We start from the raw sequence: 20,881 nt of genomic DNA on the forward strand, positions 1-20,881 counted from the left end.
AAGATCCGGCAGGTCGCGCGTGCTCTATCGCAGCGCTGCGTCGGACTTGAAGCGCCTATAGGACGCCGTCGCCAGCGAATGGCTTGGGCCGGCGAGCGATTGCAGCGCATCCAGGCGATCTGCCTACCACCGTCGGGGCACGATGGCGACGGAGTTGCCGTGGGTCGACGAGGGGCGCTTCGCCGCCGCTAATGCGCGGCATCAGCCCATCTTCGTCGAGCTACTGAACCATACCGAAGATTTCGAGCTTTGAAGCAGTCGTAGCAGTTCGATCCGACATGAATGCATACGAGGGGACGCTATGGAATCGAATCTTACTGGCCATGCAGGCGCAGACGCTGATTGGCATCGCTATCGAATGCTCACTGAAACTAACGCTTCCTCACCACAAGAAGCGGGCGGCCCACAGACTATTCGTCGATTGCGACTCATTTCCCAACGATCGTCGTGCACAGTCATTGCGAGACGGCGAATTCGCTTGCGACTTGGCTATTGCCGGGTGTAGAAGCCTTTCGAATCGAACGTGAGCGCTTATGTCCGGAGAGGGGGAGCAGCGCTGTTCTGGTTCCGCGCATTGCGCCCGTTCTAGCCACATTTCCCCTTCAAGACGCTGCCTGGTCCGCTCCGCGAAAGCTTCAGCTCATCATTCGCTGCACGCGCTCGCCGCAGTCACGCACGAAGCGTGAATTTCTTCATCCAACGCATCGACTTGTTCGTACCTAACAACTGTCACTGACATAGGTCGGCGCACCTTCACCTTAAAGGCGCACGCGACTCACACGGAGAAACATATGAACCGTATCTTCCGCATCCTCTGGTCGCAGGCGCTGAATACCTGGGTGGTCGTCTCCGAACTCGCCACGTCCCGCGGCAAGAGCCGGGGCGGGGTCGACAAACGCAAGCGCATACTCGCGCTGCCGCTCGATCGCGATCAGGTCAAGGGCACGCCGCCAGCGGGCAACTGGCCGCTGCAGCTGGGCGTGTTCTTCGCCCTGCTGGCGCTGTATGCGCCGGCATGGGCGGCGGACCGATACTGGGACTTCAACCGCACCGCCATCGGTCTTGGTGGGGGGCCTGGAACCTGGAGTACGAGCGCGGCCAATTCGTACTGGAGCACCAACAACGACGGCGTCAGCGGCCCGTACAGCACGTGGAACAATGCAGCCCTGGACGATGCTTTCTTCGGCGGGACCGCCGGTACCGTCACCTTGGGCGGGCCAATCACCGTCCACAATATGACGTTCCAGACCAACGGCTACACGGTTACCGGCAACACCCTGACCCTGGGCGGGGTTAATCCGACCCTCTCAGTCACGTCCGGAAGCTCCACCATCGCCTCGACAGTCAACAGCGCCAGCGCCCTGGTTAAGACCGGGGCCGGAACGCTGACCATGAGCGGCAACAACAGTTTCGGCGGCGGCTTGAGCCTCAACCAAGGCAGCCTGTCGCTTTCCGGAAACAACAGCTTCGGCGGCGGCATGACCGTCAACGGCGGTCTGACGCTATCCGGCACCAATACCTTCACTGGCAACATAAACGTCACCGGCGGCAGTCTGAACATCAACAGCAATGCCGCGCTGGGTGCCGCCACTAACGGGGTCAGCTTAGCCGACACCACATCTTTGACCGCCGGCAGCGCGAACTTGACCGGCCGCACGATCACTCTGGTTGGGGGCACCGCCAGCGTCAACGGCTCCGCCCTTGGCGGCGCGTTCTTTACCGGAGCTGGGGGCCTGAGCGTCAGAGGCAACCCGAGCTTCACCAACGACGCCAATAACTACACCGGTGCAACGACCCTTATCGGGGGCACCTCCTTCACTTCGGTTCGCGATCTGGGAGTGGCGAGTTCGTTGGGGGCGCCCACCACCGCGACGAACGGCCGCATCACCCTGCAGCCAACCCTTGGGAACAGCGCCACGATGTCCTACATCGGTGATGGCGATAGCTCGAACCGCAATTGGTCCCTCAACCCAGTCTCGGGAAACTCGATTGGGCTTTCCAATTCCGGCACCGGCACCCTGACCCTGACTGGCAACATCGCCCTAGGCGGGGGAGGGGGGGTAACCCTTAGCGCATCGACGGCCGATCTGCAATTACAAGGCGTCATCAGTGGCGCCGCCGGCACCTTTTCGGCGGCAGCGGGGCGCGCCGTAACCCTCGCCGGCGCCAATACGTTCAACGGCGGCGCTGCAGTCAGCGGTGCAGGCATGGTGCGGGCCAGCACGCTGGCCAACACCGGTACCGCCAGCTCGTTCGGCACCGCCGGCACGATAACGATCAATGGGTCAGGCACCCTGAGCTATACCGGCGGTGCCGCCAGCACCGACCGTACCTGGAGCATCATCCAAGGCACCCTTGCCAACAACGGCAGCGGCGCCATGTCGCTGACAGGCGCCACGACCATTGGCGGCACAGCAACGCTGGGCGGTTCCTACGCCGGCTCCGCCAATGTGTTGGCCGGGGTCGTGTCCGGTGGCGGCAATCTGCGCAGCGCCGGCGCCGGCACCTGGGTGCTCACCGGCGCCAATACCTATACCGGCAGCACCATCGTCGACAGCGGCGTGCTGCGCGCGGGCTCGGCCGGGGCCTTCGGCGCGTCCACCAGCTTTGTCGTCAACGGCGGCACGCTGGACATGAACGGTTTCGACAAGACGCTGCCCAACATCACCGGCAGCGGCGGCACAGTGGCGCTGGGCAGCGCCATGCTGACCTTGCAGGGTGCCAGCGGGGGCACCGGTACCTACGCTGGCAGCATCACCGGCAGTGGCGGCCTGACCAAGCTGGGCGCCAGCACTCAAACCCTGACCGGCGCCAGTACCTACACGGGCGACACCACCATCAACGGCGGCATCCTCGCTCTGGACTTCAGCCCCGCCGGCGGCCCGAGCAGCGGCATCATCGGCAGCGATTCCACCCTCAACCTGGGCGGCGGTCGGCTCAACATCATCGGCGCCAACGGCGAAAGCAACACCCAGACCTTCGACGGCCTGAACATCACCGGCAGCAACAACACCATCGATGCCAAGTCCGGCACTGGCGGTAGCCTGACCGTCAACCTGGGCGCCATCACCCGTACTGGCGGGCTGATCAACTTCAATCTGCCCACGAGCGGCAACATCACCACCACCAATACCGTGCTGGGCGGTTGGGCCACAGTCAACGGCACCGACTACGCCAAGGTGGTCGGCGGCAACATTACCGCCTTCGTCGATGCCGACTATACCGACAAGGACAACGCCGCCAACTGGCTGCCCAATGAATACATTACCGACGTGAATGGATTCTTCGGCACGGTGAACGGCAGCGTCCAACTGGCTGGCCTGCGCTACACCGTGCCCACCTCCACCACGGTGACCGTGCAGCCCGGCCAGACCCTGGGCGTGGACGGCACCATTATCGTCGCGCCTTCGGTCCTCAACACCAACCAACTCGTCACCGGCGGGATGCTGACCGGCCCGATAGGTGGCGCATTGAGCGTGCAGCAGAACAGCACCGGCAACTACACCATCGCCTCGCAAATTGTCGACAACGGCGGCAGCATCGGCTTCACCAAGGCCGGCACCGGCTTGGTCACCCTGACCGGCACCAACAACACCTACACCGGCGCCACCCAGGTGGTGCAGGGCACGCTGGCGGTCGCCGACATCGGCAACGGCGGCGCGGCCAGCGGTATCGGCGCCTCCTCCGCCGATCCGGCCAACCTGCGTCTAGAGGGCGCCACCTTGCGCTATACCGGTCCGGGCGACACCAGCGACCGTGGCTTCACCTTCGCCAAGTCCGGCGCCATCATCGGTGCCGGGGTCGAAGTTACCAGCGCCAGCGCCAACCTCACTTTCGGCGGGCTGGTCACCAGCCCCGACGGCGCCAACTTCACCAAGAGCGGGCCCGGCACCCTGACCTTGTCCAACGACAGCAACGACTTCACCGGCATCACTACCGTCAGCGGCGGCCTGCTGTCGGTCGACACCCTGGCCAACGGCGGCCTGGTCAGCGGCATCGGCCGCGCGAGCAGCGCCTCCGCCAATCTGGTCCTCGCCGGCGGCGGCCTGCAATACACCGGCGGCACAGTCAGCACCAACCGCGGCTTCACCGTGGGTGCCGGCAACGGCACTGTCGATGTCAGCAATGCCGCGACCACCCTAACCGTCAGCGGCGCGGCGGTCGGCACCGGTCGGCTGACCAAGAACGGCGACGGCACCCTGGTGCTGTCCGGCACCAACACCTACGCCGGTGGCAACACGGTCAACCGTGGCATCCTGCGCGCCGGCTCAACCCAGGCGTTCGGCGCAGCCAATGGGCCCATGACCCTGGCCAACACCGCTGGCGTGCTGCTCGACCTGGAGGGGTTCAACAACAGCATCGGCCCGCTGAGCGGCGGCGGCGCCAATGGCGGCAACATCACCCTCGATGCCGGCACCCTGACGATCAATGGCGACGGCGGCAACTACTCGGGCGCCATCAGCGGCACAGGCGGCATCACCCGCGCCGGCGGCGGCACCCAAACCTTTAACGGCTGCAACAACACCTACACCGGCCCCACCAGCCTGCAGGTGGCCAACCTGACCGTGAACTGCCTGGCCAACGGCGGGGTCGCCAGCGGCATCGGTGCCTCGACCAGCGCGCCCACCAACCTGGTCTTCAACGGCGGCGTTCTGAACTATACCGGCGCCACCGTCACCACTGATCGCGGCTTTCAGTTGGCCGGCGGTACCGGCAATACCATCAGCGTGATCAATGCGGCCACCACCCTGCAAATGACCGGCCAGATCATCGGCGGCGGCGGCTTCAACAAGGGCGGCGCGGGCACCCTGGTGCTGTCCGGGACCAACACCTCCACCGGCAACACCGCGGTTTCGGGGGGAGTGCTGCGCGCGGGCACCACCAATGCCTTCGGCCCGCAGGGGATCATGACCCTGAACAATACCGCCGGTGTGCTGCTGGATTTGGCCGGGTTCGACACGGTTGTGACCTCGCTCAACGGCGGCGGCACCACCGGTGGCAACATCACCCTGGGCGACGCCGTGTTGACCCTCAGCAACGGCGGCACCACCTACGCTGGCGCTATCAGCGGCACCGGCAGCTTGATCAAGAACGGCGGCGGCGACCAGGCGCTGACCGGCTGCAACAGCAGCTATACCGGTCCCACGGTTATCAACGCCGGCACCTTATCGGTCAACTGCCTGAACAACGGTGGCGTCGCCAGCTCGATAGGCTCCTCCAGTGCTGCGCCCACCAACCTGGTGGTCAACGGTACCTTGCGCTATGTCGGCACCGGCTCCAGTACCAACCGCGAATTCACCCTCGGCACCAGCGGCGGCGCCCTCGACTCCTCCGGCACTGGCACCGTTACCTTCGCCCACACCGGCCCGGTGACCTTGGCCGGCGCCAACACCGCGCGTACCCTGACCTTGACCGGTACTAACACCGGCGACAACGTGTTCTCCGGGCAACTGGACAACAACGGCACTGGCGCTACCTCGCTGACCAAGGCCGGCACTGGCACTTGGCGCCTGACCAATAACAACAGCACCTACACAGGCGCCACCATCATCAACGGTGGCGTGCTAAGCGTCGATCAGATGGCTAACGGCGGCGTCGCCAGCAGCATCGGCGCCTCGTCGAACGCCCCCTCCAACCTGGTGATCGGCAACAGCTCGACCCTGCGCTACACCGGTGCGGGCGACACCACCGACCGTCGCTTCACGCTGACTCCCGGCGTTAGCTTCATCGAGTCCTCCGGCACCGGCGCGATCCAGTTCACCAACACCGGCGCGGTCACGTTGTCGGGCACCAATACCGCGCGCACTATGGCCCTAGGCGGCACCAACACCGGCGCCAACACCTTCGGTGGCACCATCGGCAATAACGGCACCGGCGCAACCACCCTGGCCAAGAACGATAGCGGCAACTGGATCCTCACCGGCAACAACACCTACACCGGCAATACCGTCATCAACGACGGCAACCTGATGGTCGGCAACGGAGGTACCACCGGTAATGTCGGCAGCGGCGAGGTGATCATCGATTCGCCGACCTCGACCCTGTCGCTCAACCGCAGCGATACCTTCACTGTCAGCGGCCTCATAAGTGGCCCCGGCACGCTGGCCCAGATCGGCACCGGCACCGCCATACTGCAGCCGCCTGCTCTGACCACCAGCGACGTCGGCGCGGTCACCATCAGCGCCGGCACGCTGGAGAACCGAGGCGGCTTGGTCACGCCGACCCTCGACATGACCGGCACCTCGACGTTCGCGGTAACCGAGGGAGGTGCATTCGGTGGGCCGGGCCAAACCCCTGCAACGATCACCGGCGACGCGGGCAACCAAACCGTCCGGATGGCCGGCGCCGATGTGTTCGATGCCCAGGGCGATCTCGGCGGCGGAAGCGATACTTTCGACTTAAGCGGCTTGATGCGCTTCGGCAACCTCAGCCTGGGCGATGGCGATGACACGCTGATCCTGCGCGATGGCTTCGAATTTAGCGACGGCGCCAACGTGACCGGCGGCGCCGGCAGCAACGACAACCTGGTGGTCGACAACACGGGGCCGCTCGTGCTCAGTAATGACGGAACGACGGCCGGCTTCGAGCGCCTGACCAAACAGAACACAGGCACGCTGACCGTCGTCGACGACCACAGCTTTACCGCGGGCACCGACCTCGTCAGCGGAACTCTGGACGTGGACGGCCGGCTGGAGACACCGGCCCTGTCAATGGCCGACGGCACCGTGCTCGACGTGGACGGTACCGTCGAAGCTGCGGGCGGCGCGGCGGCAACCCTCACCGGTAGCGCCGGTACCAACACCATCGCTGTAAACAGTGGCGGCACCCTGCGCGCCGACGGCGACCTCGGCGGCGGCAGCGATAGCGTGACCGTCGCTGGGCTTCTGGATACCGGTACCAGCGGCGGCCTGGAACTGGGGACTGGCGACGACACGCTGACCTTACAAGACGGAGCCACCCTCGCCGGAACCGGCGTGGGCGGAGGGATCGGCGGCGACGACCAGTTGGTGCTGGACAATGCCTCGGCGCTGACCGTCAATCTTGGTCGAGTCGAACACTTCGAGCGCTTGGTCAAACAGAATACCGGTACCGCCACACTGACCGGAGCGGAGATTTTCGACACCAGCGTGACCGTCGCAGTCGGCGTGCTGGAAGTCGATGCCGATAGCATCATCGAAACGCCGGTCTTCGACCTGGGCGACAACACCGAACTGATCGTCGATGGCACAGTCCAAGGCGTCGGCGGCGGATTTTCCCAGATCAACGGTAGCGCCGGCGACAACACCGTCACGGTGGGCGCAGGCGGCAGCCTGGCGGCCAGCGGCGATCTCGGTGCGGGCAACGACATACTGGACGTGGCCGGCACTCTCTTCACCGGCAGCGGCGTGCTAGCGCTGGGCGACGGCGACGACACCCTGACCATCCATGAGAATACCAATATCGACGGCACCGTTTCGGCCGGCGCCGGCAACGATACCTTCAACACCCACATCGACACGGTCGCCGACCTGGGCGCCGTGCAGGGCTTCGAGTCGCTTAGCAAGACCGGCACCGGTGTTTTGAATATCAACGGGCCGATGAGCTCGGACTTCACCACCGTGACGGTGGCCGAAGGCACCCTGAATGTCGCCGCCGGCGGTAGCGTGGTGCCCGCGCCCGGCAACACCCTGGATACCATCGTGGCCAGCGGCGCCACCTTGAATGTGGACGGTAGTTACGGCTGCGGCCCCGGCAACGATTCGATGACCGTGGCCGGTACCGTGGCGGGCACCGGAACCATCGACCTGTGCGCCGGCGACGACCGTCTGGTGCTGCAGGATGGCGCGGCCCTTAGCAACACGATCAACGGCGGCCTGGGCGCCGGCGATACGCTGGTGCTCGACAACGCGAATCTGCTGACTTTCAACGGCGGCAATACCGCTGGCTTCGAAGTGCTGCAGAAGACCAACACCGGCACCGCGACGGTCACCGGCAGCCAGGCTTTCACCGGCGGTACCCTGGTCGACGCCGGCACCCTCGACGTGGACGGCGCGTTGGAAACGCCGACCGTAGCCATCGCTGATGGCGCCACGCTCAACGTCGATGGCAGCATGCAGGCCGCGGGTGGAACCGCCGTCGCGGTAACCGGCGATGCCGGCGTCAATACGGTGGTCGTTGGCGCCGGCGGCACCCTGCTGGCCGACGGTGACCTGGGGGCTGGCAACGACGTGCTCGACGTAATCGGTACGCTCGACACCGGCGGCGGTGTGTTCGTTCTCGGCGATGGCGACGACAACTTCGTCGTGCACGACGGCACCGTAGTGATCGGCACCATCGACGGCGGCGCCGGTGCGGATACCCGCACCTACGACATCAACACCAGCGCCGACCTCGGCGCGCTGCAGAACTTCGAGGGCGTGACCAAGACCGGCACGGGTGTGCTCAACATCAACGGCCCGGGCGCTACCGACCTGCAGGAAGTACAGGTGCTCCAAGGCACCCTGGACGTGCACGCGGGTGCCAGCATCGCCGCCGCCGCAGGCACTGCGCTCGACGCCACTGTGGCCAGCGGCGCCACCTTGAACGTAGACGGCGCGTTCGGCTGCGGCAGCGGAGCGGACAGCCTGACGGTGGCCGGCACGGTAAGCGGCAGCGGCACGGTCAATCTGTGCGGCGGCGACGACACCTTGACCCTCAGCGACGGTGCCAACATCAGCGGCTTGACGAATCCGATCGACGGCGATGCCGGCAACGACCGACTGGTGCTCGACACGGCTGGCGTCATGACTTTGAACGGCGGCGATGTCGCCAACTTCGAAGTGCTGCAGAAGGACAACAGCGGCGAGGCGATCCTGGCCGGGCCGCAGGCATTCAGCGGCGGCACCGTCCTAAACAACGGCACCCTGACCGTGGCCGGCAGCCTCGACACCCCGACCATGACCCTGGCCGACGACACCACGCTCAATGTCGACGGCAGCGTGCAGGGCGGCGCGGGCGCCGCGACGACGATCACCGGCAGCGCCGGCAGTAACACCATCAACGTCGCTGCGGGCGGAAGCTTGCTGGCCACCGGCGATCTGGGCGACGGCAGCGACCTGCTCGATGTCGCCGGTAGCCTCGACACCGGTGCCGGCGTGCTCGACCTGGGCGCGGGCGACGACACGCTCACCATCCAAGACGGCACCGCCATCGTCGGCACGGTCGCCGCCGGCAGCGGCACCGACCTGCTGAACGCCGACATCGTCACCAGCGCCGACCTTGGCGCGGTGCAGGGCTTCGAAACGCTGAGCAAGACCGGCGACGGTACACTCAACATCAACGGCCCGGCCGCGTCGGACTTCATCACCGTCGATGTACTCGACGGTACCTTGAACGTCGCTCCGGCGGGCAGCGTGATCGCTCAAGACACCACCGTCGCCAACGGTGCAACCCTGAACGTCGACGGCAGCTACTCCGGTACCGCCGGCAACGACAGCCTCACCGTGGCCGGCACCGTGACCGGCGACGGCACGTTGGAGCTGCTCGACGGCGACGATACCTTCACCATCCAGGACGGCGCCGACCTGTCCGGGCTGAGCAATCCCGTCGACGGCGGCGCCGGCGCCGGCGCCGACACCTTCGTTGCCGACCTGGCCGGCACCGCCACCCTGGGGGGCGCGGTCGGGTTCGAAACCCTGACCAAGGCCAACACCGGCACTCTGCATATCGACGGTCCGGCCGCTTCAGCGTTCACCACCGTCAACGTCAACGGCGGCACCCTCGACATTGGCGCTGGCGGCGACGTGAGCGGGGTCAACACCGCCACGGTGGCCAATGGTGCCAGCCTGGTGGTTGACGGCAATCTGGGCTTCACTGCGGGCGCGGACAGCTTCACCGTGGCCGGCAACGTCAGCGGATCCAGCGCGATCGATATGCTCGACGGCGACGATCAGTTGATCCTGCAGGACGGCGCCGACATGAGCGGCTTGGCTTCGCCGATCGACGGCGGCGCTGGCGTCGATACCCTGGTCGCGGACTTCGCCGGCAACGCGACCCTGGGCGGCGCGACCAACTTCGAGACCCTGACCAAGACCAACACCGGCACCTTGAACATAGACGGTCCGGCCGCATCGGACTTCACCACAGTCAACGTCGTCGGCGGCACGCTCGACGTCGGCCCCGCCGGCAGCGTCAGCGGCGTGGTCACCACCACCGTGGCTAACGGCGCCACCTTGAACGTCGACGGCAGCTTCACCGGTTCGACTGGCGACGACACGATGACCGTGGCCGGCGCCATCGCCGGTACCGGCACGATCGCCCTCGACGACGGCGACGACACCTTGACCCTCAACGACGGCGCCGACCTGAGCGGCTTCGCGGGCGTGCTCGACGGCGGCGCAGGGACCGGCGATGCGGTCGTGCTCGACAACGCCGGGCCGTTGAGCTTTGGTGCCGGCAGTGTGGCGAATTTCGAGTTGCTGCAGAAAGACAACACAGGCACCGCGACCCTGACTGGAGCGCTCAGCTTCAGTGGCGGTACCAGCCTCAACGGCGGCGAATTGGCCGTGGCCGGCACCCTGAGCACGCCGACCCTGGCGATGGCTGACGACACCGCCTTGGCCGTCGACGGCAACCTGGACGCCGGTGCAGGCCTCGCCGCAGCGATCACCGGCAGCGCCGGTATCAATGCCGTAACTGTCAACGGCACGGCGCTGGCCAATGGCGATCTGGGCGCGGGCGAGGATGTGCTCGACGTCGTTGGCACCCTCAACACGCAGGGCGGGGTGTTCGCCCTCGGCGACGGCGACGACAGCTTCGTGGTCCACGACGGGACCACCGTTCTGGGCACCATCGACGGCGGCGCTGGTCTGGATACCCGCGTCTACGATATCAACCTGAGCGCCGATCTGGGCTCGCTGACCAACTTCGAAGGCGTCACCAAGACGGGTACTGGCGTGCTCAACATCACCGGCCCGGGAACGACCGACTTGCAGGAAGTCAGCGTGCTCGGCGGCACCTTGAACATCGGACCGGCCGGCAGCGTGACCGCGATCGCCGGCAGTCCGCTGAACACGGTGGTCGCGGCTGGCGCCACCCTGAACGTCGACGGCAGCTTCGGCTGTGGCGCCGACAACGACAGCATGAGCGTGGCCGGCACCGTGTCCGGCAGCGGCACCATCGACCTGTGCGACGGCGAAGACGTGCTGACCCTCCAAGACGGTGCGGTACTCAATGCGGTGATCAGTGGTGGCGGTCACGGCACCGGCGATACCGTGGTGCTCGACACCGCGAGCGCCTTCACCTTTGACGCCTCGAACACGATCAACTTCGAGTATCTGCAGAAGGACAACGCTGGCATCGCGACTCTGGTGGGCGCGCAGAGCTTCAGCGGCGGCACAACCCTGAACGCCGGCGAGCTGAGCGTGGCCGGTACGTTGCAGACGCCGACCGTGGCGATGGCCGACGACACCGTTCTGTCGATCGGCGGCAGCGTGCGAGGTCTGGCATCGGATCCGACGGAGCTGACCGGCAGCGCCGGCGTCAATACGGTCGAAGTGGCTGCCGGAGCGAATCTGCTGGCGACCGGCGATCTGGGCGACGGCGACGACGTGTTCGACCTGGCCGGCACGCTCGATACCGGCACCGGCACGCTTGCCCTCGGCGACGGCGACGACCGCTTCATCATCCACGAGACCACTGCCGCCACCGGCACGGTCGAAGGCGGTCTGGGCATCGATACGATCGAAGCCCACATCGACGGCGCCAACAGCGTGCCGCTGGGCAGCATGCTGGGCTTCGAATCGCTGGCCAAGTCCGGTACCGGTACTCTGCAGATCAACGGCCCGTCCGAGTTCATCGACGTCGACGTGATCGGCGGCCTGCTCGAGGTCACCGCCACCGGCAGCGTCGCGGCGCAGAACACCAAGATCGCGGCCGGATCGACCCTGAAGGCGACTGGCCCGTACACCGGGACCGACGGAAACGACACCTTCGATTCGGCGGGCACGGTGATCGGCAACTTCGAGTTCGGAGCCGGCAACGACCGAGCTGATTTCCGCGGTGGCGACCTGAACGGCCTGACTCGCTTCGATGGCGGGGCTGGCGGCGAAGACCAGGTGAACTTCCATGGCATGACCCTGGATCAGAGCGATGTAAACCCGCTGTCCAACTGGGAACGGGTGGATCTGCTGACCGGCACGCAGCTGACCCTGACCGGACCGCTGAACCTGGGCAACGGCCTGCTGTCGATCGACGGCACTTCGGAGCTGATCGGCATGAGCGGTGCCAACCTGACCGGCAATGTGGCCAATTCGGGCGTGATCACGGTCGGCAACGCCCGCTTCGGCATCAGCGGCAATTACACGGGTGGAGGCGGGTTGACGGTGACGGTGTCGCCAGGCGGCCAGAGCTCGGGCGGCCTGAATATCGGCGGCGACGTCACCGGCACCACCGCGGTGACCTTCCTCAGCGACGGCAGTGAGACCCCGCAGCAGCCGGCCTCGATCCAGGTGATCTCGGCGCCGAACGACAATACGGGCACCGAAGGCAATTTCACCGCGGCGGGTGCTGGCGTGGTGCGCTTGACGGGCAGCGTGCTGCCCTGGACCTTCGACCGTCAAAGCGACGGCTGGTACCTCAACACCGAAGCCAACAACATCCTGCCGGAAATCGGCGGCTACGCCATATTGCCAAGCATCGGAGCCGCCTTGGTCCAAGAGAACAACCGCCTGCTGTTTGAACGTATGGCTGGCGTGCGTGGCGACACCCCGCGCTGCGGCTCGCACGAAGAAGAAATGGAGCGCGCGTACTGGTCACTGGAGGGCGACTGCCACGGCTTCTGGATGGCCGCGACTGGCAGCGAACTGGAGATGGGCGCCAACCCAGGCTTCGCCTTCAGCGGCGACACGCTTGGCCTGTACGCCGGCGTCGACACGCAGTTGCAGGATCGCGAGACCCGCACCTTGCGCGGCGGCCTATTCATGGCGTTCCAGCGAGGCAACTACTGGGCCAGTGGCACCAACTCGACTGACTTGCAAGGCATCGGCGAGGCTAACGTGCGCGTCGAGACGCCCATGGTCGGCATGTATGGCAGCGTCAGCTGGAAGAATGGCACCTACCTTGACATGACCCTGGTCGGGCAATTGCCGGAGGCCACCATCGCGGTCGCCGATGGTTTCAAGGAAGAGATCGGCGGGAACAGCCTGACCGCGAGCGCGCAGCTCGGGCATCGCTTTCGCTTGAGCAACGGCTGGACCGTCGAACCGCAGGTCAACTTGAGCGCCAGTGCGATGCAGTGGGAAGACAAGCTCGATGCCAGCGGCAAGCAGTTGGTGATGGACGACGACCTGCTGGGCACCGCGCGAGTAGCGGTGCGCGCCGATAAGACGTTCGAGACCGCCGGCGGTGCGCGAGTACGTCCCTGGGCGACGGTCGGTGTGCAGGACACCGTGGGCGAGAAAGACAACGCCCTGGTCGTGCTGCCGCCTGGTGCCGCCGGACAGGTGCAGGCATTCCCGAACCACGAGCTAGGACTGATGGCGACCGTCGATATCGGCGTGGAAGCCGAGTTGAACGAAAAGGTCAGCGTGTTCGGCGTGCTGTCCTACGGCGAAAGCCTGGACGGCAGCGACGTCAAACAGCGTCAGGCCAACCTGGGTGTGAGGATCCGTTGGTGAGCGAAGGGCGGCCGGCACCTGACGGTCCGGCCGCCTGTCGCGCCGCAGCAGCTTGGGCGCTCGACTAGACAGCCCCTTTGCCCTGCCCTACTGACTTCGGTACCGACGCCGAGGTATACGAATCACTCGGCCTGTTCGATGCACTGCCCCAGGGCGAAAGCCCGAATGACAGCGGCACCATGCGACGCCGGGCCAATCAGGACATGAAAGTCCGCTAAGATTGGCGCCCCGTAACGCTGCTGTAGCCACGAGGTTGGAGCCAAGCGTAGCTGACCACCTCTCTCGCCAGGCTCCACATCAAAGCGGCCGAGACAAGGCGATGAACTTTCTATGGTTGAATGAACTGGGTGACGATCGCTGGCAGCTGACTCGCGACGGAAGCTGGCATGCAGTCATACCACTGATCGCATTCTTGAATACGAGCAACATACGTAGCGGCGAAACGTGGCTTGCCACTTTTGATCATTGGGGCCGACTGCAACCACGAAGGTATTCGATCGAACGTATCGCCGCCCTCCGCGAAGGGGGAGACCCCTACGTCACCATATCGGCCTCCATGGGAGACTGGCCTTGGCCCGAACTTCTCCATGGGACTAGTACTACCGCCTAAAGAAGTTGAGCATCGACAGTCGTTTCCGGCCCGAGGAGTGGGCATGTCCCGCTTGCGGAATAGCCAGTCGCTTGATTGGTGGAGAGCAAGTCGCCACTACCTGGGCTACGAAGTTCATATTCGACACCGCGCCCAGAACAATCGATCGGTAAACCCCATGGCGTATACCAGACTGTCGATAGCAACTCCTTCCAACTAGGCATCCTTGCTAGGAAGCACCCGCACCGACTGATCGACGGTTCGCCCAGTCGGAACGCATCCGCTTCAAGCGGCGACTTTCGTCGTACAAGCCCATTCAGAGAACCTCCGGCACCGATGATCTTCCGTCAACGTGCTCGATTCGTCTCTATCGTCCCTACAACCGAAGCAGATCCCTTCTCTGAATCTTCCAGCTCCCAATGATGTGAACCCGAGGCCTGATCACGGGCTAGTGGCATGAGCGCGCAACGGGGGCGCCTCGACATAGTCTTTACCGTCCGAGGGCAAGTGGAACTCTTCGGCTTGATCGACGATCCAGCCACGGCCGTTCTTCGCCTCTAGACTGAAGCTGCCCATTGGCGTATCGAAAGTGCCTAGCACATAGTTGTCGATCATCGTTTGGCTAATCGAAAACCTACTCTCGGTCGAATTGAAGTCCTCAAATCCGCCCGACCAACGAATGATGTCTCCATTGACTTCGACATCGTCTATTACGCCGTGCAAGATCAAGCCAGCCTGAGGCACGTACACTTCGATCTCGTCACCGACGTCTTTCGCTTCCAGTACATACGGATCATAGGCGACGAACTGGCGGCCGTTCGCGACCTGCCGCTCTGCAGCGTCCAGCACGCCGGGAACGACCTCGCTCGGCCCGATCAGCCTCAATAGATTCTTACGCGGCTTCGCTGCAATCAGGCGAGTCCTGTCGAGCAAATAGGTCGCGCTGCGCCGCTCGATCGCAGCCTGGATGCCGTCTAACGCCGGAACCAGCATGGTAGTCGCATCAGCTATCGATATTGCGCGATCCGTATGTTGCGGGCCATGCGCAACATCGATGCTTGCTGGCGAACCGGTCCGATCGAGCACGAGCCCAATTGCGGCCAAGCCCAGTGCTACGCCAAAAGCTAACGATCTACTTAGGCGGATCCGCATGAGAACCCTTTCTTTCAGTCGGAGACAGCCGACCGCACGGCGGCCAGGGGCGTCCGAGATCTACGGGAAGTCAGTCTGGCCGGATAGATCCGGCCAGACTGCGGTTGATGAATCAGTAGTATTCAGAGACAAGCTTGGAGCGTTCGTTTATTGCCCGAACGGAATCGGTCACGTTCGCGATACCCATTGGCAGGCCGATGGCCAGGTCGGGTAGAGTCGTGTACAGATACGGATTCGAGTAATAGGGAATGGCGTTCCCGCCCATAATGTCCTTAATCAGGCTGTATCCCTTGGCGTAAGGTGCTGACCCACCAGGCGCGTCGCCATGGTGTAAACCCATGTTGTGACCGAACTCATGACGCATCACGGTAGTGCCGCATGCTAGAGAACCGGTGCCGATCATGTTGTACTTGCCGGCCGTTAGCCACGCCACGCCGCAACCATCTTCGGTTCCTTCGTAATAGACGGCATCGGCGGCCAGCTGCGTACGGGTAGACGCCACGAGCGGATCTCTGAGAGCGACATTAAGGACATCGTTTAGCGTTGTAGCCTGGAACTGGCGCTTTAGCAGTCCGACGGGCTTGACGTAGAAGTTTGCCCTGGAGTTATCCAGCGCTTCATTCGTCAGGCGCACTCCTTCCAACAGTCGCATCTGGGCCGCTGTTTCCCCGAGCCGCTCAGCTGCTTCTTCACTGTATATCAGCAGCATGGTGATGAGCCGACTATCTAGCGACCAAGCACCGGCTGCAGTACGGACAAAGCGCACGGATTCTCCGCGTCGAACGGCGATCGTCCCAAACGTTGTGTCCTGACCGGTGACGTTGAAGTCCGATGCAGCATCGCTCTTGACAGTAACTCTGTCGCCCGGGCTGCCAATAAGCGGAAGCTTCAACAACGGCATCCAGTTTCCGTCCGAGGCTGAGTAGCGAATCGTCGGCGACTTCATATCGGGCAGCTGGGGGGTGCCGAGACTGCTCGCGGTATAGCTCATGCTCGGGCTGGATTGAAGCACCCAGAGCGCGCGCTCCTTGATGTAGATGAAGTCGTATCGTGAGCCCGCGAACAATCTCAAAGTGGCGGTCGTATCGACATTCAGATTCGATATGGTTGCCGCGCTGGTTGCTTCGGAGCTGATGCTCACTCGGTCACGGTCGCCTGCGAATTCTGGAAGACGAATTTCTGGAATGGTTGCGCCGTCGCTGAACTTTACTTGCGTGTACGGCACGACAGGCGCTTGCATCTGAGGCCCGGCGCTGTTGGCGCTTAACGCCATGATCGGAGTCTTGATGCTGATCCAGCGGTTCAGACTCCGGCGATAGAGGAAGGCATATTGGTCCCCTGCTCGCACGTTGAATGTGCTGGCGTACATGATGTTCTGCGGGCTGACTCGGCTCGTCGATGAAGCCGTGGATGAAACTACGAGCAAGCTGCCGTCCGGAGCGACTGCCGGGAGCGTGACGTTCTGAACCCAATCGCCGTTAGCGAGATTGAAGCGCAAGAAGTTCCCGCTCGGGTATGATGAAATTGTACCGCTCCCGCCATTGGTGTTTGGACTAAGCGTAGCCCCGGCGAAGCTCCATTGGCGGCGAGCCGCTTCATAGACAAAGGACGCGTGGTCGCCGGACCGGATGCGCATTGAGCTCAATGGATAGTCAGTGTTGGCGGTCGCCAATTGACTGTCATAGGCCGCCGAGGAATGAATTGTCACCTTGTATTGATCGCCAGCCGCATCGGATAGCGTGAGACGTGGGGCCCAATCGCCATTGCGCAGATAGAAGTCGATCGCCGGGTAGTTGCCGGGTATGTCGCCCCCGCCAATCCGATTTGGACTTAGGTCGATTGCCATTGCATTAGCTGAGGAAAGCGCAAGAAGCGCCACCATTAGTATCTTGGTCACTGTGTTCATCTCCATGGACTAGGTTGCGGCGCGTAGCGCCAACACGGTGAATCGTCGCTGAGCGCATTTAGCATTGCTGTTAGTTGTTTGATAGCCGCGAAGATGAACTTCGAGCTACTGCGCATCGACCTTTTACCTGCGGCAACATCACGGGCGAATCGCGCTTCGCAAGCATGCTATTAGGCATTCGAATGAAAAATCACTTCTCGTCACATCGTGAGCCTTGGTGAGACGTCATGAGCACGCTCGGTGACTGACACCACTTTTCCTGTAGAGATTCATCGCATGTCGTCCCGCGCTCCCTGTGATGCGGGTAGACCTTTACGGTCCGACACGATCTTCGAGATTGGCGAGCACGGACCCTAGCCAATGATCAACGTTCTTCGTACTGACTCGATACCCGTCGCCGCTGAGACGACTTGGAGCCAATAGTGGATGCTCGGCTATTCGCACTGGCATCAAGTTCAAGTCCGGCGAACGGCTCCCCACCTTTGAGTAGCACGCCGGGTTGGAGCCAAACCCCCCGGCGACCGGGAGACTAGACGTGAAGAAGCGTCTCTCGAAGAGCAGATCATCGGCTTACTGCGTGAGGCGGGCGCTGGCATGGCGATCAAGGACCTGTGCCCCCGGCACGGCTGCAGCGCGTTGGCGCACTATCTGTGGCGCAGCAAGTTCGGCGGCATAGCCGTGCCGGACGCAAAGCGGCTGCACGCGCAACCAGGCGTTGGCGCAGCGATACGAGCGATACGGCGCTGGGATGATCCACTTCGAGCTCAGGCAGACGGGAATGCTCGTCAGCTACAAGCAGCTCGATCAGCTGCACTCATGCAGCACGCTCCAACGCCGATGCCGGCGCAGGATCGAAAGGAAGAGGGGAGAGCGCGTCGCAAGGGCATGGAGCCGGCGGTACTCGCCCATCGCGTGCGTGCCCAGGAAGCAGCGGTGCTCGTTCGACGGGTCACCCAGCGGGTTCCGCGCGTCCGCTCGCTGCCGGCGCTGCTGGTCGAGGAGGTACAGGTTCGGGAGCGGCACTGCGACCTGGTTGCTGCTCTGCGACATGTCCGTCCGCCCCGATGGCCGTGGGTGGCCGATGGGGTAGATCGCCAAACGTAGTGGCGTGCTAATACCAAGAATAGAACTGTTTCGACAATTCTATGAAGAGGGCAACCGCCAACCCCCTAGACGGCAAGAGCCCCGCCGAAGCGGGGTCGTGGGTTTGCCGGTGGGGCAGTCAATTCACTTCCTTGCAGCTCTGACCTTGGCACTGGATCACCAGTGATCGCCCGGTAGACGGGCAGCTAGCTCTGTACACGTTGCCGCTCACGACAGCTACGCCGCCGGCGCTGCAGTCACGCTCGGCCGCATAGCGAAGTGCAGCGTCGTACGCGCTTCCAGCTTGGGGTGACGCAGGGGCGGCCGGCGAAGTTGCCGAGGCCGAAGCCCCTTGGGAGAGCGGAGCAGCTACCGCGGTCTCCTGGTCGTTCACATATATCGCCATGCCCCAGCCGGCCTTGCGATAGTTCGCGGTACTTGTGCTGACCCCGAATGCCGTATTGCCGTCGGACCAAGCGTCAGTCACGCTAACACTACCCGAGTATTGGTCGCCGACGCCCTCGATAAGAACGCCGTTCGCACCGTATTTCGCTGCCTCGATCTTCAGGCGATCGATCGCTTTGTTGGTCTTCTGCCGGTCCGTGATCGCCCAGGAAGCGTCGCTGTTCGACTCCAAGATCGCGATCTTCTCGAATCGCTCAGGTGGGTCGACATAGAGCCGGACAAGGGCCGGATCTATGGGCGGGCGAGCAGTTCCTATCAGGATGCTCGATGAAGCGCAGCCTGTAGCCGCGACAGTGAGTACTGCTGCCAGCAGGTGTCTATGAAACATTTGTCTCTCCTTTCCCTTGATATTGCCGGCTCCCTGTGGGCCGGCGGATTCGCTTATCGTTTGTGCCTTCCGGCCCGCCTAGAAATCAATAGCGGTATCGCCGGGGGCTAGCGGCAACTCTGCTTGAACTGGGGGAGGCTTCCGTGCCAACAGCACAGTGTCAATCTACCGAGAGCCATTCTGCGAGTGTCCACAGCTTCCCGGCCGACCACTTGCTCATCCGTGCCATCTGGCCCGAAGCCACTCGCTCATGTGTTGACTCATCCTCCAGATCGAAATCCAAAGGGCTCAGCGATACGACGTCGTAAGCCATAGGCAGCATCTTGGTGTTCTTGTCCGAAATAGCGAACTTAAGACCTTGGATGTGTGACACACTGTCGCGTCGATCGGTTAAGTTCGCCGCGACGTTTCTTTTTTGGGTATCTCGTTCTTCAGTGACCCGGCGCAGTTCCGCCTTCAGGCGACGCACATCCGGGTTCTGGTCGCTTTCGACACGGCGAACCACGTCGCTCCTTCCTAGCTGTCGCCGCCAGCCACACGGGCTGCGCACGGACACCCCAGTCGCTCAGTCACCTCGGCCACCGGCCGACCGTACTAAACGATCTGATGAACCGCTTCGATCTTGAATTCATCAGCGTACCGCTTCGCGCTCATAGCCACCTCAGCTTAAGTCATAGCCTATGGCTGCGGATGTCCACGAAACTGTGGCCGATTCAAGGCGCGTAGCTGCACGCTCAGGCATATAGTCGTAGCGCCACGACTATGCAACCGTACAGAATCCAGGCAAACAAGATTAGTGGAAGTGATTTTGAGGGCCGATATTGCAGCCCACCCCTCTCTTTTACTATCGATTTCACTGCTCCCCCCTGCGAAGGTTACAAAGGTCCGAGCCGGGCCGTGCCTGCACGCATTTGCTGGCTGTTAATCCACAACAGTAAGTTTGCTAAGTATTTGCATCTGCGATGTGTTTGGATTTATGAACTATCTTGTGTCCACTCAATTTCGAGAGCATCACATTCGAAGAGAAAAACTCAAGTGCAAACGCACCACCCAAGCGGATCAATAATTAGAATGAGCTATTCTGATTCGGTAGACGGCAGTGCTCGCATGCCCCTTGGGGTGTCTTCCAGTTCCTTAGATTCCATTGTCACTGCTTCCATTTGCGCCAAGCGTGACAATTGAAAGCTACGGAGGGCAGGTATTCGAGGCGAATGCTCTGTTCGCATCTGAGCAACGGACGCAATTGAATCCAAATTGATTAGCTATGATTAGGTATTCCTCCAGCTTTTAGCGGACTCCAAAAGTGGAGCTAAGTGGTATCTGCCACCTTCTGTTGGACTAGAGTGATGCCGCCGAGTGCGGTGTTGGGACACTCGTGGTTGTATGTCGATGGCCAGGGGTTGCGGATTCGAACATCTTGCAGATCGATTTGAACAAAGTTTGGGCCAGCCAGTCGTAGCGAACGGTCCGGTTGTAGCGTTCGACATACGTTCTGCTGCGGCTTGCCGGGCTGGATGTAATCCAGCTAGCGCCGTGTTGCTCTGCCTGGATCAGCAAGGCAGAGCTGACAGTTGTGTTGCGCGAGTTTTCACAGGTCGATTGCAGATTCGTCCATCTGGTGCTTTCCTGAATCCCTTGCGTAGGTCTTTCGACTTTCCGACCTACGCACGCGGTGGGCTGCGTGCCGAGTCTGGCGACTCGCCCCCCTATCGGAGAGGAGGGCG

The 20,881-nt window shown here is 63.1% G+C and carries 5 protein-coding genes and 3 pseudogenes; 2 read left to right on the plus strand and 6 right to left on the minus strand.

The window, feature by feature from the left end:
• Window positions 1-791 precede the first annotated feature (791 nt).
• A complete protein-coding gene (locus AC3A57_RS02035) occupies window positions 792-13,634 on the plus strand; it encodes an autotransporter-associated beta strand repeat-containing protein (protein WP_487577344.1) in 12,843 nt (4,280 codons plus the stop codon).
• A 1,030-nt stretch (window positions 13,635-14,664) separates the two neighbouring features.
• On the opposite strand, the gene cpaB is transcribed toward AC3A57_RS02035, so the two are convergent.
• Complete coding sequence (gene cpaB / locus AC3A57_RS02040; RefSeq protein WP_487577345.1) at window positions 14,665-15,375, minus strand: metalloprotease secretion chaperone CpaB; 711 nt, start codon at window positions 15,373-15,375, stop codon at window positions 14,665-14,667.
• 112 nt (window positions 15,376-15,487) lie between these two features.
• Window positions 15,488-17,281 carry a metalloendopeptidase CpaA gene (gene cpaA, locus AC3A57_RS02045; protein ID WP_487577346.1) on the minus strand — a complete coding sequence of 598 codons (1,794 nt, stop codon included), beginning with the start codon at window positions 17,279-17,281 and terminating at the stop codon, window positions 15,488-15,490.
• A 594-nt stretch (window positions 17,282-17,875) separates the two neighbouring features.
• Between cpaA and AC3A57_RS02050 the strand changes: the two are divergent.
• Window positions 17,876-18,161, plus strand: a pseudogene (locus tag AC3A57_RS02050) (hypothetical protein); the annotation flags it as partial.
• Here the strand turns inward: AC3A57_RS02050 and AC3A57_RS02055 are convergent.
• The 4 genes and pseudogenes from AC3A57_RS02055 to AC3A57_RS02070 form a co-directional block, all read right to left on the minus strand.
• Complete coding sequence (locus AC3A57_RS02055) at window positions 18,086-18,331, minus strand: hypothetical protein (RefSeq protein WP_487577720.1); 246 nt, start codon at window positions 18,329-18,331, stop codon at window positions 18,086-18,088. The pseudogene AC3A57_RS02050 and the gene AC3A57_RS02055 sit on opposite strands and share 76 nt — an antisense overlap.
• 172 nt (window positions 18,332-18,503) lie before the next feature.
• Window positions 18,504-19,157 carry a hypothetical protein gene (locus tag AC3A57_RS02060; RefSeq protein ID WP_487577347.1) on the minus strand — a complete coding sequence of 218 codons (654 nt, stop codon included), beginning with the start codon at window positions 19,155-19,157 and terminating at the stop codon, window positions 18,504-18,506.
• 406 nt (window positions 19,158-19,563) lie between these two features.
• Window positions 19,564-19,811 (minus strand): annotated as a pseudogene (locus tag AC3A57_RS02065) (transposase); the annotation flags it as partial.
• A gap of 655 nt (window positions 19,812-20,466) precedes the next feature.
• Window positions 20,467-20,682: pseudogene (locus AC3A57_RS02070) on the minus strand (integrase core domain-containing protein); the annotation flags it as partial.
• Window positions 20,683-20,881 lie beyond the last annotated feature (199 nt).

Source organism: Lysobacter sp. Soil_C_15, assembly GCF_057657315.1.